Genomic DNA, 14,043 nt, shown 5'->3' with positions numbered 1-14,043 from the left:
AATAGGAAAATTATGATCAGCATCTTTGATATTTTCAAAATCGGCATCGGCCCGTCCAGCTCGCACACCGTCGGCCCGATGAAGGCTGCGGCCGCTTTTGCCGATTTGCTGCATGCCGAAAACTTGGATACACAAGTGGCGCGCATTGTCATTGAGGTGTACGGCTCACTTGCTTTGACCGGTATCGGACACGGTACATTCGATGCATTATTGCTTGGTTTGGAAGGCAGTTTGCCGCACAATATCCCGCTTGCAGACATCCCCCAACGCTTGGAACGCATCCGCACGCAGCACGTTTTAAAACTCAACGGCCGTGAAATGGCCTTCAATCCCGAAAAAGATTTGGATATCCGCGGCGACAAAGTGTTGCCCAAACATCCGAACGGCCTGAACTTTATTGCCTACCATTCAGACGGCCAGAAGCTGAAAGAGCAGATCTATTATTCGGTCGGCGGCGGTTTTGTCGTTACAGACGAAGGGTTTGCACAAGAGGCGCAGGAAAATGCCGATGTGCCGTATCCATACAAAAACTGCGACGAGTTGTTGGCACAATGCCGTCTGAACCAGTTGAATATTTCCGAAGTTGTGTTGGCCAATGAAGCGGCGTTGGCAGGTTGCGATGAGGCGGAAGTGCGCCGCCGTGTGGCTGCCGTAGCCGATGTGATGGAAAACTGCATCAAGCGCGGCTTGGGTGCGGAAGGGCAGTTGCCGGGTGGCTTGAACGTTCGCCGCCGTGCGCCGCAGTTGGCAGCCAAACTCAAAGTCCTGCGCGAGAGCGAAATCGTCAATACCCAACTTTGGCCGATGGTGTACGCCATGGCGGTCAATGAAGAAAATGCCGCCGGCGGCCGTGTCGTAACCGCACCGACCAACGGCGCGGCAGGCATTATTCCTGCCGTTTTGCACTATTTCCGCAAATTTAATCCGCACGCCAACCAATCGCGTGTCGAAGATTTCCTTCTGACTGCCGGCGCCATCGGTATTTTGTATAAAACCAACGCGTCGATTTCCGGTGCGGACGTCGGCTGCCAAGGCGAAGTTGGCGTGGCATGTTCCATGGCGGCAGGCGCATACGCCGAAGTTATCGGCGGTACACCGAAACAAGTGGAAAACGCCGCCGAAATGGCGATGGAACACCACTTGGGCCTGACTTGCGACCCTGTCGGCGGCTTGGTGCAAATCCCCTGTATCGAGCGCAACGGCATCGCCGCCGAAAAAGCCCTCAAACTCGCCACCCTCGCGCTTTTGGAAGACGGCACAGACAAAAAAGTCTCACTTGATGAAGTGATTCAAACCATGCTGCAAACCGGCCGCGATATGAAGGCAACTTACAAAGAAACCTCACTCGCCGGTCTAGCAATTACCTTGCAGAAAAAAGCCATACCGGTATCCGTGCGCGTTGTGGAATGTTAGCAATAGGGTAAGGGATCGGCACGATAAAAAAAGGCCGTCTGAAAAACTTTCAGACGGCCTTTTTTGTATGGATCGAATAACTAACCGTTTTTTTGATAAGGGTTTTCTAGTCCGGCCATTAAGTCGCGGAAGTATTCGCGCAACTGTTTTTCGGAGCAACCCATCAGCAGCGCGTCTTCAAATGCGTCCTGCGCTATTTGGTACAGTTCGTTTAAGTTTTCGGTCATGACTTTGACTTTTTCGGTGCAGGAAACAATCTGACCGTCGTCGTCATACCATTTGGGCATTTGCGGCATCGCCATAGCTCACCTCAATTCAAGAAACGGGATGGGTCGTTTTTCTTCACGCGGCGGGCAAAGGCGTATTTTCCGTTCCAATATTTGTGGCCGAGGCTGGTAATTTCGATACGTTTGCCCGTTCTCGGCGCGTGAATGAAATTGTTGTTGCCGATGTAAAGGCCGACGTGGGAAATACGGCCGCGACCCATGGTGCGGAAAAAGACCATGTCGCCCGGCTGCAATTCCGAACGGTTCACGGCAACGCCCATTTGCGCCTGTTCGGCAGAGGTGCGCGGCAGGTTTACGCCCATGGCGCGTTTAAAGATGTGTTGCATGAAGCCGCTGCAGTCAAAGCCGGTAGAGGCTGATGTGCCGCCGTAGCGGTAGGCCACGCCAAGCAAGCCCATGGCGCTGCCGATTAACTCATCTGCATTGCCCGAAGGTGCGCGCGTATTGTTGCTTGCGGCAGGATAGGTATTGGTGGGATGGACAGGGGTTGCCTGACGCGTATTGCCGTAAACGTTGGCGTTGTCGTTGAATTGGTTTAAAACACGCTGACGGGTGGTAATCAGGTTTTCCAAATCATCGGCGTAAGAAAAATTGACGCTCGCAAGCATGGCGACCGAAGTCCAAACTGCTGCGAGCCGGAGTAAAAAATTCATTATAAAAACTTCCGTTTCAGAAGGCATTCCCTGCCGATTGCAGGCACACTGCCGGTTTCTGAGATGTTATCCCGTATCATTCTCTTGTTATCTGCTTGATTGTATTCAAAAACCGTCTTTTTGGCAAAAAAACTGCTGTTATTTTGCGTTAAACCCTTGTTTCCAAACAAACTAGAAAAACATCAAACGCGGTTTCGCTTGATTTATCCTTCGCTGCAACCATATAAGCGGCATTCATTGATTTATTTTTAGAGACTGACATGACACAAAATCACAGCGATATCCGTACACGCTTTATCTTCGACGATATGCCTATCCGCGGTATGCACATCCGCCTCGAAAAAGTTTGGCAACACATCGTTAACCAAAAACATTATCCTGTCGCCATCCGTCGCGCATTGGGCGAATTATTGGCCGCCGGTTCTTTATTGTCTGCCAACCTTAAAAACGAAGGCGCGTTGATTGTTCAGGTTCAAGGTCAGGGCCGTCTAAAAATGTTGGTGGTGGAAGCAACTTCTGAAAATACTGTCCGCGCTACCGCGCGTTGGGACGAAACTGCTGAAATCCGTGATGATGAAAGCCTGACTGCGCTGTTGGGCGAAAACAGCGTGTTCGTTTTGACCCATCAGCCTAAAGATGCCGACCCATGGCAAGGTGTTGTCCCTCTGGAAGGCGACAGCATTGCGCAAATGTTGGTCAACTATATGAAACGTTCCGAGCAGCTCGATACCTATATTACGCTTGCCGCCGACGACCAAGCCGCAGGTGCATTATTGCTGCAACGCCTGCCGGAAGAAGAATTGGATGATGCCGCGTGGGAGCATGTGACCACGCTTGCGCAAACGCTTACTCCGCAAGAGTTGACTGGTTTGGATGCGCATCACGCCCTTTACCGCCTTTACCATGAAACCCCGCCCCGCGTTTTTGAACCGGAAGCCATTGAATTTGCCTGCACCTGTTCCCGCGGCAAAGTCAGCGATATGCTGTTGATGCTTGGCGGTCAAGAAGTCGGCGGCGTGGTGGCGGAACAAGGCAGCATTCAAATCGATTGCGATTTCTGCCATAGCAAGTATGTGTTTGATGAAACCGATGTCAACGCTTTGTTTGGCGCGGATGTGGTGAATGCCGTCCGTCAAGAAAATGAGCGTTTGCAGTAATCACGGGATAAAAGTTTCTTAAAGAAATTGGCTCAATAGAAGGGCAGGTGTAATACCTGTCCTTTCTTTTGGGGAAAACTGAATATCATCAATAGAAAATGCCGTCTGAAAAAAGCGTGGGCTGATTTCAGACAGCATGATTGTTTTAAACGATGCGTTTAATGTTTAACGATTATTTCCAAACCAACAAAGCATGGTTGCGTTTGCCGCGGCGGACGATGGTGTATTTGCCGAAACGTTTGTGTTCGTCGGTCAGCATGTAGGCATCGTCAGGTTTTTCAGCGGCATGGTTCGGATTGTTGGCTTCAGCAGGTTTGCCGTTGAGCACAACCGCTTTGCTGTTTACAAAACCGCGTGCTTCTTTGTTGGAAGACGCCAAACCGGTTTTCACCAAAGTCTCAACCACGTTGAGGCTCTCGGAAACTTCAAAAGTCGGAAGGCCGTCGAGTGCCAGCTGCTCGAAGTCGCTTTCGGTGAGATGGCTTTGGTCTTCGGCAAACAGGCTTTCAGAAATACGTTGGGCGGCGGCAAGGGCTTCTTCGCCGTGAATCAGACGGGTCATTTCTTCGGCGAGAATGCGTTGCGCTTCTGGCTTGGTGCCGCTGGCTTTGTCTTTGGCTTCGATGGCATCGATTCCTTCGATAGACAGGAAGGTGAAGTATTTCAAGAATTTATACACATCGGCATCGGCCACTTTCAGCCAGAATTGGTAGAACTGATACGGAGAGGTTTTCTTCGCGTTCAACCATACTGCGCCGCCTTCGGTTTTACCGAATTTGGTGCCGTCTGATTTGGTTACCAAAGGCAGGGTCAGACCGAATACTTGTTTTTGGTGCAGGCGGCGGGTCAAGTCGATACCGGCGGTGATGTTGCCCCATTGGTCGGAGCCGCCGATTTCCAAAACTGCGCCATGACGTTTGTTCAATTCGGCAAAGTCGTAGCCTTGCAGCAGGGAATAGGCGAACTCGGTAAAGGAAATGCCCACATCGTCGCGCTCGATACGCTGTTTGACGGACTCTTTGTTCAGCATGGCGTTGACGGAGAAATGCTTGCCGATGTCGCGCAGGAAGTCGAGGCAGTTCATGCTGCCGAACCAGTCGGCATTGTTGGCCATAATGGCGGCGTTGTCGCCGTTAAAGCTTAAGAAAGGGGTCAGTTGGTTGCGGATGCTTTCTACCCAGCCGGCAACGGTTTCGGCAGAATTCAAGCTGCGTTCTGTGGCTTTAAAGCTTGGGTCCCCAATCATGCCGGTCGCACCGCCCACCAAAGCAATCGGCGTATGGCCGGCTTGTTGGAAACGGCGCAATGCCAATACAGGCAATAAGTGACCGATGTGCAGGCTGTCTGCTGTCGGGTCAAAACCGCAATAGAGGGAAATTTTTTGTTCGTTTAGCAAAGCGTCTAAGGCTTCGATGTCGGTAGTTTGCGCGATTAAGCCACGCGATTGTAGGTCTTTGATGACGCTCATTGTTATCTTCCAAAAAAATTAGCAGTTTTACAAACTGCTAATTGTAACAAATTTCATCGGATGAATGGCTATGGCTTATTGAAGAAGCGTGTGTTTTTCAGAAAAACGCTTGGCCAGTTCTCTGCCGCCGTAAGGGTTGATGTGGTCTCTATCGGAATAAACAGGCAATCCGTTGATTTTGAAGTTCTCCGGAATATAGGCAGTGGCATCGATAATGTGTACATTGGCATATTTTTCTGCCAATTCTTTGATGCGTTCATTTCCTTTTGAAGTGACTGTTTCATCAATGTCAAGATTTTGACTAAATCCCGGTATGCGGTAAGACAGAATATAGGCACGCAAGCCGTTGTATGACAGATTAGGGTTGTCTATCATCAGATAAACCGCTTGTTTTTCCGAAGAAAATTTTTGCAACATGAGGTCGAATTTTTTGAAAAAATCGGCATCGTAAGCAAGGGAGTGGCTGTTTTCAGGCATTTGGCTGCCCCAGCGCATGGCCAAAAGTACTTTTGAGTATTGGGGCAAATGCTCTTTGGCGTACTCATAAATGGCACGGCAGGAAGCGTTTCGCTTGAATACGGGCGCGGCATAATCTTCTACATAGGCACAACTGTCCGCAGAAACCATCGTTGCCGACCATTTTTCTTTTTTGCCGACAGTATCAAAAAACGTTTTATATTGGTCGGCATGCGAATCGCCCAAAATCAGTAATTCCGGCTGTTTGTCGGTATCACCCCAAACACATTGTTTGTCGGTATTGTTGTGACAAGAAGTGTAGGAACGCGCCAATCCCATACGGTCGTACTGCTCCATAAACGGAAGCTTCATGGCAAGAAAAGGCGTAATGGCCAAAACAAGCATGGGGACGGCATAAATCCATGTTACAGATTGGGCAAAAGAGCCTCTCCAGTTTTTAAACGGCTTCTCGACAAAATAATAAGAAAGCAGAGAGAGTGCGAACATTAAGACAATCGCAGCCGCAGTCGAATACGAAGGCAGATTGCTTGAACCGATGTATCTCATAAAAGCCAATACAGGCCAATGCCACAGATACAGTGAATAGGAAATCAAGCCTATGCCGACAGTAATCTTCCATTGGAAAAATTTTTTCAGCCGGTGTTCAAATTGATTGAAATAAATGAATGCGGCGGCGGCCAAACAAGGAATGATGGCGGCAGGCCCCGGGAAATAGGCAGTTTTTTCCGTATAGGTAAACAGGCAGGCAAACAGTACGCATACGGAAAGTAATGCGCCTGTCGCCGCATATTGTTTGCCGGTATCCAGCCCTTGCTGTTGCCGGTATTGCATCCACACTGCCGTCAACGAGCCGATCAACATTTCGCAGGCGCGCAGATGGGGCAGGTAATATTTATCCAGTGCAGTCGGCATAAAAGAAGCCAAAATGCTGAATACGCATAGCGTGATGAGGAAGGCAAACTGGGTGCGCCAGCTTTTGCGGACTACCAGTAACAGCAATATCGGGAAGACGAAATAATATTGTTCTTCGACCGATAAAGACCAAATGTGAAGCAAAGGTTTTTCTTCTTGTATGGGGTCGAAATAGCCCTGACCCTTTGCAAAAAAGATATTGGAGATGAATCCCAAGGTGGACAGGGCTGTCCTCCATAAAAGGGAAAAATCATCTTTGGTGAATAAAAGAAAGCCGCATATCAGTGTTACCGTCAATACGGTAAAAAATGCGGGTAGTATCCGCTTGATACGGCGGATGTAAAACTTTTTGAACGAAAAAATCCCACTGCTCATTTCACGATGGATAATCATCGTGATCAGAAAGCCGGAAATAACAAAAAAGATATCAACACCAAGAAAGCCGCCAGGCAGCCAGTTTTTTTCAATATGGAAAATGACAACGGATAGAACAGCAACGGCACGCAATGTATCAATATCTGGGCGGTAAGATAAAACTTTGCTCATAATATTTTGATTTTAATTGGTTTATTTTAGTGGAATCGTCTGAAAAGTGATTCCTGCCGAGAATGGCGGCATTTCGGAGGTCGGCCATCGTTTGTCAGTACTGGGCAGTTTGTTTGCCTTCTTAGAATGATTGCTGATGATATGCGTTTGAATAGTAGTAGATTAGAGTAGGAATACAGTTGATAGTTTCAACATAATATTTAATATGTTGTTTTTATAATGAATCAATACGATGTGGTATTGTTTAATTATTTATTGTCATATCAGTGGTGTTGTTATTGATGATGTAACCTTGCGCTATTTTTAGGTGAAGCGTCGGTAAGAAATGGGAGATTTTAAGAGAGAAAAATTACGGGCCATGCCCGCATTTATTATGGAGATGATGTCTTGTTTTGTTGATATTTCAAAACATGAGGCCGTCTGAAAATAAATTCAGACGGCCTTAATCTTAGAAAAGGCCGTCTGAAAAAGCGGTACGCTGGGTTTATACGTTAAACAGGAAGTGCATCACATCGCCGTCCTGCACGACATATTCCTTGCCTTCTACGCGCATTTTGCCGGCTTCTTTGGCTTTGGCTTCGCCGCCGAGCGAGACAAAATCGTCGTAGGAAATGACTTGTGCACGGATGAAGCCGCGTTCAAAGTCGGTGTGAATCACGCCGGCGGCTTGTGGCGCAGTGTCACCTTTGTGGATGGTCCAAGCGCGGACTTCTTTGACACCGGCGGTGAAGTAGGTTTGCAGGCCCAAGAGGTCGTAGCCGGCACGAATGAGGCGGTTCAGGCCCGGTTCTTCCAAGCCCATTTCAGCGAGGAATTCGGCTTTTTCGTCGTCTTCCAATTCAGCGATTTCGCTTTCCATTGCAGCGCATACTGCCACAACCGGCGCGTTTTCTTTTGCAGCCAATTCTTTCAGGCGGTCGAGGTGCGGGTTGTTTTCAAAACCGTCTTCGGAAACGTTGCCGACGTACATGGCAGGTTTGGCAGTCAGCAAGAACAGCGGTTTGAGCATGGCGAGTTCTTCGGCGTCCAAACCGAAGGAGCGTACAGGCTTGCCTTCGTCCAGATGAGGCAGCAGTTTTTTGCACAGATCGACCAGTTTTTGTGCGTCTTTATCGCCTGAGCGTGCGCGTTTTTCCTCGCGGACGATGGCTTTTTCGACGCTGGCCAAGTCAGCCAGTGCCAACTCGGTGCCGATGGTTTCGATGTCGGCAATCGGATCGACTTTGCCTGCAACGTGAACGATGTTGTCGTCGTCAAAGCAACGTACAACGTTAACAATCGCGTCAGTCTCGCGGATGTTGGCGAGGAACTGGTTGCCCAAGCCTTCACCTTTGCTTGCACCTGCAACCAAACCGGCGATATCGACGAATTCGACGATGGCAGGCTGCATTTTTTGCGGATTGACGATTTTTGCCAATTCGGCCATACGCGGATCGGGGACTTCAACGATACCGACGTTGGGTTCGATGGTACAGAAAGGATAGTTTGCCGCTTCGATACCCGATTGGGTCAGCGCGTTAAAGAGGGTGGATTTGCCGACGTTGGGCAAACCGACGATGCCGCATTTCAAGCTCATGGTTTTTCCTGAAAAGATAAAAGTTTAACGGCGGATTATAGCATATTGTGGAGGTACTCAAAACAGCTGCAATGCTGGTGTGTTCTTATAATAAAAGGCCGTCTGAAAATTGTTTCAGACGGCCTTTTTTCCGTACTGCCTTAACCGGTATTACGCAAACCTTGCGCCACGCCGTTGATGGTCAAGTGAACCATCAGTAGGGCGTGCGGATTGTCGGGCTCTTTGCGCAGGCGTTTGAGCATGGCGACTTGCAGGCCGTTGAGGGCGTTTAGGTATGGAATCCTCAAGGCAAGCGAACGGGCGAGGCTGCGGTTGTCGCGCAGGAGCTCTTCGGTTTGCAGCAAGTCGAGCAGTGCTTTGCGGCTGCGTTGGTATTCTTCCTTGATCATGCCGAAGATCACTTTTGCTTTATCGGGCGATTCGCTCAAGCCGGCATAGTTTTCCGCCAAGGTGATATCGGTTTTCGCCATCACCTGTTCCATGTTGGAGAGCATGGCTTGGAAGAACGGGTTGTTTTGGGCGTGTTCGCGCAGGGCGGCCAGCGTGTCGGGATTGCCTTCGCACAAGGTTTCCACTGCGCTGCCGAAACCGTACCAAGCCGGCAGCATGAGGCGGTTTTGCATCCATGAGAATACCCACGGAATTGCACGCAAGTCCTGAATCCGCGCCAAGGTTTTGCGGCTGGCGGGACGGCTGCCGAGGTTGAGGGTGGCGATTTCCTGAATCGGGCTGGTTTGCAGGAAGTAGTCGATGAAGTCGGGGTGGGTAATCAGTTCGCGGTAATATTTGAATGATACGTCCGACAAATCCTGCATTAGTTTGGCATCAGGGTCTTTTTTATCCGGCAGGATGCTGGCTTCCAAAGTCGCGGCAACCAAGGTTTCCAAGTTGCGTTGTGCATTGCCGGGGTCGGCGTATTTGGCGGTAATGACTTCGCCTTGCTCGGTAATGCGGATTTGTCCGGCAACACTGCCTGCAGGTTGCGCCAAGATGGCTTGGTAAGATGGGCCGCCGCCGCGACCTACGCTGCCGCCGCGACCGTGGAACAGGCGCATGCGGACATCGTATTTTTTGAAGAGTTCGACCAAGCCCAATTCGGCTTGATACAGACACCATGAGCTGGTAACGTAGCCGCCGTCTTTGTTGGAGTCGGAGTAGCCGAGCATGATTTCTTGGATGTTGCCGCGGCTTTCGAGCAGGGCATCATACCAGTCGAGGCGGAACATGGTTTCCATGACCGGACAGGCGTTTTCGAGCGCTTCGATGGTTTCAAACAGAGGCACGATGTTGATGCGGCTGTGCGGTTTGCCGTTTTCCACCACCAACAGGCCGCTTTCTTTCAGCAGCAATGCCAAGGCGAGCAGGTCGCTGGGTTGTTCGCAGTTGGAAATAATGCTTTGTGTAACGGCATCTTCGCCAAATTCGTCTTTGATTTTGCGCGCTTCGTTGAAAATCGCCAATTCGTGGCGGGTATGGTCGCTGTATGTGATGAACGGGCTGTACAGCGGACGTTGATGGCTCAATTCGCGCAACAGGGCGACTTGTTTTTGCTCTTCGTTCAGGCTGTTGTAGTCTTCCAAGCCTGCGTGTTGGAAAAGTTCGGCAACCACATCGGCGTGTTTGCCTGCGTGTTGGCGCAGGTCGAGCGGCATCATGTGGAAGCCGAACACGGACACGCTGCGGATAATGTCGGACAGACGGCCTTCTGCCAGCAGTTGGCTGCCGTTTTCGTGGAGCGAGCGTTGCAGTTTTTTCAGGTCGTTGAGGAACTCTTCGACCGTGGCATAAGGCTCGAGGAAGCCGAATTTGCAGCCCATGCCCAAACCGAGTGAGCGTGCCTTGCCCATGGCGCGTGCCATGATGTAGGCGATGGCGCGGCGGTAGGGCTCTTCGGTGCGGGCGATTTCTTCGTCAGGCGAGAGGGCGGCCAGTGCCATCACGTCGTCGTTGACTTTGACGCGGCGGATGGAGAGCGGCAATTCGCGGTAAAGTTTGTCGAGTTCGCCGCGATAAAAACGGAACACTGCGTCGGCATGCCGTCTGAACGCAAAATGCAAGGTTTCGGCAGAGACGAACGGGTTGCCGTCGCGGTCGCCGCCGATCCAGCCGCCGATTTTAAGGATATTCGGAACGCGGACGCCGGGATAGGCCGTCTGAAAATCACGTTCCATTGTGCGGTAGAGTTTGGGCAGGGCTTCAAAGAAGCTCATTGGGAAGATGGATACACCGTTGTTGATCTCGTCGTTGACGCTGAGTTTGTGGCGGCGCGTTTCGCTGGTCTGCCACAAGCCCAAAAGCACGGTGTCGATTTCTCGGCGTAACTGAGCCAGCGCATCAGGATTGGTGCAGCGTTCGCGTTGCGGCAGCAGCGCGCGGATGCGGCGGTTGAAGCTCAAGACGGTTTGGCGTTGCACTTCGGTCGGGTGCGCGGTCAAAACGGCGGTAACGACTGTATTGTCCAGTTGTTGTTGCAACGCTTTGCCGTTGACTTTTCCGGCTTTGAGCTTGCGCACGGTTTCCGTCAGGCTGCCTTCTGCTGCGCTGTGGCCGGCATCTTCGTGGATTTGGCGGCGTCGTTCGTGGTGCACGTCTTCGGCGATGTTCAAAATCTGCGCGAACAGGCCGCAGGCCAAGGTTAAATCGTGGGTTTGTTGTTCGTCCAATTGCGGCAACACTTTTTCAATCAAGGCAGCGCTGTCGTCTGAAGTCGATAATAACTTAACGGTTTCGACCACCAAAGGCGACGCTTCCTCATGCAGCAGATTGAAAAGAGACTGTTTTAAAAATTCCGCATCCGCCGCCAGAGCGGCATCTTTGGGATTATTTAAGATATGCAGTTGCATGATTTTTCTCTTGTTTAAATGTTAATTTGGGTTTGTCCCGAATCCATTGTATAGCAAATTTTTGTAAACTGCCAATGCTGCCGTCCGATACATTTCAAACCAGAAAACAGCCGTCCGTATCCGCCGCGTGGTCGCTGTCTGTAAAATGCCGTAAAATATTGTCCATCAAAACAGAGGCGAGAAACCCATGATTGAATTTCCCAACCAGCCCGATTTTCCTGAGCAACACACCGCCGTCGCCGTCGGCACTGTCAACATGAGCCAGCAGGCGATAAGGGTGTTGATAGAGAATGCCACCGAAAAGGCAAGTATCCTGACCATCGCCCGCGTTGCCGCCATTCAGAGCATCAAACAGACCTCCAACCTGATTCCGCTGCACCTGCCCGGCCGCATCATCGGCGTGCAGGTTGATTTCGATATTAACGTTGAGTTGGCCTGCCTGAAGGCCACGCTGACCGTCCAAGCGCACAGCAACGGCAGCATTGCCACCGAAGCCCTGACCGGCCTCAATTTGGCGCTCTTGAGCGTTTACGACATGATGAAAGACGTTGACCGCAATATGATGCTCAGCGGCATCCGCCTCGAATCCGAAACCAGCAGCGAAGGCCGTCCTTTCCTGTTTGACAACGCATACGAAAATATTAATTTCTAAATCACTCAGGCCGTCTGAACGTTGGGTTTCAGACGGCCTTATTGTTATGATGAATGATCAACAACTTTTGCGGTTCAGCCGCCATATCCTGCTGGATGAAATCGGTATCGAAGGCCAAGAAAAACTTTTGGCCGCCCATGCGCTCGTTGTCGGTTGCGGCGGGCTGGGTGCGGCGGCCTTGCCGTATCTTGCCGCCGCCGGTATCGGCCGCCTGACGATTGCCGATGCCGATACCGTCGACGAGACCAACCTTCAACGCCAAATCACGTTTACCGAAGCCGACATCGGCAAAAACAAGGCTTTGGTCATGCAAGGCCGTCTGAAACAGATCAACAGCCAAACACACATTACCGCCATGGCCGAATTTCTCGATGAGGCCAAGCTGGTCGAATTGGCAAACGCCGCCGACATCATCCTTGATTGTTCCGACAACTATCCCACGCGCCAGGCGGTCAACCGCGCCGCCGTTGCCACGCGCACGCCTTTGGTTTCCGCCGCGGCCGTCGGCTTTGACGGACAAATCGCCGTGTACCGTCCCGATTTTCCCGATACGCCCTGCTATGCCTGCCTGTTTGACGGCGAACAAGCCAGCGACGGCGCTTGTGCATTATTCGGCGTTTTTTCGCCATTAGTCGGCGTTATCGGAACGACCCAAGCTGCCGAAGCGCTTAAAGTGCTGATCGGTATCGGTACGCCGTCGTATGGCAAACTTTCTACCTATAACGCGTTGAGCGGACAATGGCGGCAATACGGGGTGAGACGCAATCCCGAATGTCCGGTTTGCGGCGGCCGTTAAAGACAAAAGCAGGGCAAGGGTTTCAATGCTCCGAAGCCAATCCGCCGGAGCAATCATACTTATCATTCATTAAACTTGAAAGAAGGCGTTTCTTCCCTTTTCAGACGGCCTGTGACACGATATGATTCAATGATTAATAAATTTTTTGAGGCCGTCTGAAAAAGATAGGGAGAAACCGGCTTAATGAATATTATTCGTGCCTTATTGGTGGTATTGGGTTGCCTGACTTTGGGCGAGGCGGCCGTTTGGATTTTGGGGTTGAAGCTGCCGGGCAGCATTGTCGGCATGGGTTTGCTGTTTGCCGCGCTTCAGGCCGGTTGGGTCAAATTGTCTTGGGTGGAAGAGCTGGCGGACATTTTGATGGCGAACCTGACTTTGTTTTTGGTGCCGCCTTGCGTGGCCGTCATCAGCTATTTGGATGTGATTGCAAACGACTGGTTTTCGATTTTGACGGCCACCATCGCCAGTACGGTGTGTGTGTTGTTGGTCACGGGCAAAGTACATGAGTGGGTCAGGAGGCTGATGTGATGGGCGATATCGACAATTTGTTGCGTATGCCCGTGCTTATGCTGTTTCTGACTTTGGCCGTGTATGCTTTGGCGGTGCAGATTCGGGTGCGCACGGGAAACGTTTTGTGCAATCCGGTATTGATCAGCACGCTGGTGTTGATGGGGTATTTGAAGGTATTTGCCATCGATTACGAGCTGTATCACGACGCGGCGCAGTTTATCGATTTTTGGTTGAAACCGGCGGTTGTATTGCTGGCCGTGCCGCTTTATCGAAATTGGGACCGTATCCGCAGCCAGTGGTTGCCGGTGGTGTTGTCGCAATTGGCGGGCAGCGTGACGGGCATTGTTACGGGCGTGTATTTTGCCAAATGGCTGGGCGCTTCGCGCGAAGTGATTCTGTCGCTGGCTTCCAAATCCGTGACCAACCCGATTGCGATTGAAATCACGGCATCGGTCGGCGGTATTCCGGCGATTACGGCGGCAACGGTGATTATCGCCGGACTTTTTGGACAGATGGCCGGATATAAAGTGTTGAAAGGGGCGTTGTATATGCCTTCTTCAGTGGGGATGTCTTTAGGGACGGCTTCCCATGCGATGGGGATTGCAGCGTCTTTGGAATACGGCCGCCGTATGGCCGCGTATGCCGGCTTGGGCTTGACGCTCAACGGTGTGTTGACGGCGGTATTGGTGCCTATTTTGATTCCCTTATTGGGCGTATAGCGTTTAGGCCGTCTGAAAACAGTGTAAAACAGGA

The 14,043-nt window shown here is 51.0% G+C and carries 12 protein-coding genes; 6 read left to right on the top strand and 6 right to left on the bottom strand.

What is annotated here, in order from left to right; translation table 11 throughout:
* Positions 1-12: 12 nt before the first annotated feature.
* A complete protein-coding gene (locus tag O3661_RS03545; protein ID WP_371492307.1) occupies positions 13-1,413 on the top strand; it encodes an L-serine ammonia-lyase in 1,401 nt (466 codons plus the stop codon).
* Between the two features lie 80 nt (positions 1,414-1,493).
* On the opposite strand, the gene O3661_RS03540 is transcribed toward O3661_RS03545, so the two are convergent.
* Both O3661_RS03540 and O3661_RS03535 read right to left on the bottom strand, forming a co-directional pair.
* Positions 1,494-1,715 carry a hypothetical protein gene (locus O3661_RS03540; RefSeq protein ID WP_004519529.1) on the bottom strand — a complete coding sequence of 74 codons (222 nt, stop codon included), beginning with the start codon at positions 1,713-1,715 and terminating at the stop codon, positions 1,494-1,496.
* An 8-nt stretch (positions 1,716-1,723) separates the two neighbouring features.
* On the bottom strand, positions 1,724-2,353 hold the full coding sequence (locus O3661_RS03535; RefSeq protein ID WP_039862067.1) for a C40 family peptidase: 630 nt from the start codon (positions 2,351-2,353) through the stop codon (positions 1,724-1,726).
* A 260-nt stretch (positions 2,354-2,613) separates the two neighbouring features.
* Between O3661_RS03535 and hslO the strand changes: the two genes are divergently transcribed.
* Entirely contained in the window at positions 2,614-3,510 is an 897-nt protein-coding gene (gene hslO / locus O3661_RS03530; protein ID WP_371492306.1) for an Hsp33 family molecular chaperone HslO, read from the top strand.
* Between the two features lie 172 nt (positions 3,511-3,682).
* Here hslO and tyrS read toward each other — a convergent pair whose 3' ends face one another.
* The 4 genes from tyrS to ppc all read right to left on the bottom strand — a co-directional run bounded on the left by tyrS (position 3,683) and on the right by ppc (position 11,332).
* On the bottom strand, positions 3,683-4,978 hold the full coding sequence (gene tyrS / locus O3661_RS03525; protein ID WP_371492305.1) for a tyrosine--tRNA ligase: 1,296 nt from the start codon (positions 4,976-4,978) through the stop codon (positions 3,683-3,685).
* 75 nt (positions 4,979-5,053) lie between these two features.
* On the bottom strand, positions 5,054-6,913 hold the full coding sequence (locus tag O3661_RS03520; RefSeq protein WP_371492304.1) for an acyltransferase family protein: 1,860 nt from the start codon (positions 6,911-6,913) through the stop codon (positions 5,054-5,056).
* A 484-nt stretch (positions 6,914-7,397) separates the two neighbouring features.
* Complete coding sequence (ychF, locus tag O3661_RS03515; RefSeq protein WP_254347019.1) at positions 7,398-8,489, bottom strand: redox-regulated ATPase YchF; 1,092 nt, start codon at positions 8,487-8,489, stop codon at positions 7,398-7,400.
* A gap of 140 nt (positions 8,490-8,629) precedes the next feature.
* Entirely contained in the window at positions 8,630-11,332 is a 2,703-nt protein-coding gene (gene ppc, locus O3661_RS03510) for a phosphoenolpyruvate carboxylase (RefSeq protein WP_371492303.1), read from the bottom strand.
* Between the two features lie 187 nt (positions 11,333-11,519).
* Between ppc and O3661_RS03505 the strand changes: the two genes are divergently transcribed.
* The 4 genes from O3661_RS03505 (at position 11,520) to O3661_RS03490 (ending at position 14,009) form a co-directional block, all read left to right on the top strand.
* Positions 11,520-11,984: a cyclic pyranopterin monophosphate synthase MoaC gene (locus O3661_RS03505; protein WP_049336400.1), complete on the top strand. Its 465-nt coding sequence runs from the start codon at positions 11,520-11,522 to the stop codon at positions 11,982-11,984.
* Between the two features lie 49 nt (positions 11,985-12,033).
* A complete protein-coding gene (locus tag O3661_RS03500) occupies positions 12,034-12,780 on the top strand; it encodes a ThiF family adenylyltransferase (protein WP_371492371.1) in 747 nt (248 codons plus the stop codon).
* Positions 12,781-12,963: 183 nt separating this feature from the next.
* Positions 12,964-13,308 carry a CidA/LrgA family protein gene (locus tag O3661_RS03495; RefSeq protein WP_049322516.1) on the top strand — a complete coding sequence of 115 codons (345 nt, stop codon included), beginning with the start codon at positions 12,964-12,966 and terminating at the stop codon, positions 13,306-13,308.
* Positions 13,308-14,009: an LrgB family protein gene (locus O3661_RS03490; RefSeq protein ID WP_371492302.1), complete on the top strand. Its 702-nt coding sequence runs from the start codon at positions 13,308-13,310 to the stop codon at positions 14,007-14,009. Before O3661_RS03495 ends, O3661_RS03490 begins: the two co-directional genes overlap by 1 nt.
* The last annotated feature ends 34 nt before the right edge of the window (positions 14,010-14,043 follow it).

The sequence above is a fragment of the Neisseria sp. 20925_1_37 genome, assembly GCF_041433255.1.
Classification (GTDB): Bacteria; Pseudomonadota; Gammaproteobacteria; order Burkholderiales; family Neisseriaceae; genus Neisseria; species Neisseria flavescens_D.
The sequence above is the reverse complement of the archived record's forward strand: the minus strand, read 5'-3'. Positions and strand labels throughout refer to the sequence as shown.

Coding starts and splice junctions, on each gene's coding strand:
- ppc (WP_371492303.1), bottom strand. CDS start 11,332: ATGCAACTGCATATCTTAAATAATCCCAAAGATGCCGCTCTGGCGGCG.
- O3661_RS03500 (WP_371492371.1), top strand. CDS start 12,034: ATGAATGATCAACAACTTTTGCGGTTCAGCCGCCATATCCTGCTGGAT.
- O3661_RS03540 (WP_004519529.1), bottom strand. CDS start 1,715: ATGGCGATGCCGCAAATGCCCAAATGGTATGACGACGACGGTCAGATT.
- O3661_RS03490 (WP_371492302.1), top strand. CDS start 13,308: ATGGGCGATATCGACAATTTGTTGCGTATGCCCGTGCTTATGCTGTTT.
- ychF (WP_254347019.1), bottom strand. CDS start 8,489: ATGAGCTTGAAATGCGGCATCGTCGGTTTGCCCAACGTCGGCAAATCC.
- O3661_RS03520 (WP_371492304.1), bottom strand. CDS start 6,913: ATGAGCAAAGTTTTATCTTACCGCCCAGATATTGATACATTGCGTGCC.
- O3661_RS03545 (WP_371492307.1), top strand. CDS start 13: ATGATCAGCATCTTTGATATTTTCAAAATCGGCATCGGCCCGTCCAGC.
- O3661_RS03535 (WP_039862067.1), bottom strand. CDS start 2,353: ATGAATTTTTTACTCCGGCTCGCAGCAGTTTGGACTTCGGTCGCCATG.
- O3661_RS03505 (WP_049336400.1), top strand. CDS start 11,520: ATGATTGAATTTCCCAACCAGCCCGATTTTCCTGAGCAACACACCGCC.
- hslO (WP_371492306.1), top strand. CDS start 2,614: ATGACACAAAATCACAGCGATATCCGTACACGCTTTATCTTCGACGAT.
- tyrS (WP_371492305.1), bottom strand. CDS start 4,978: ATGAGCGTCATCAAAGACCTACAATCGCGTGGCTTAATCGCGCAAACT.
- O3661_RS03495 (WP_049322516.1), top strand. CDS start 12,964: ATGAATATTATTCGTGCCTTATTGGTGGTATTGGGTTGCCTGACTTTG.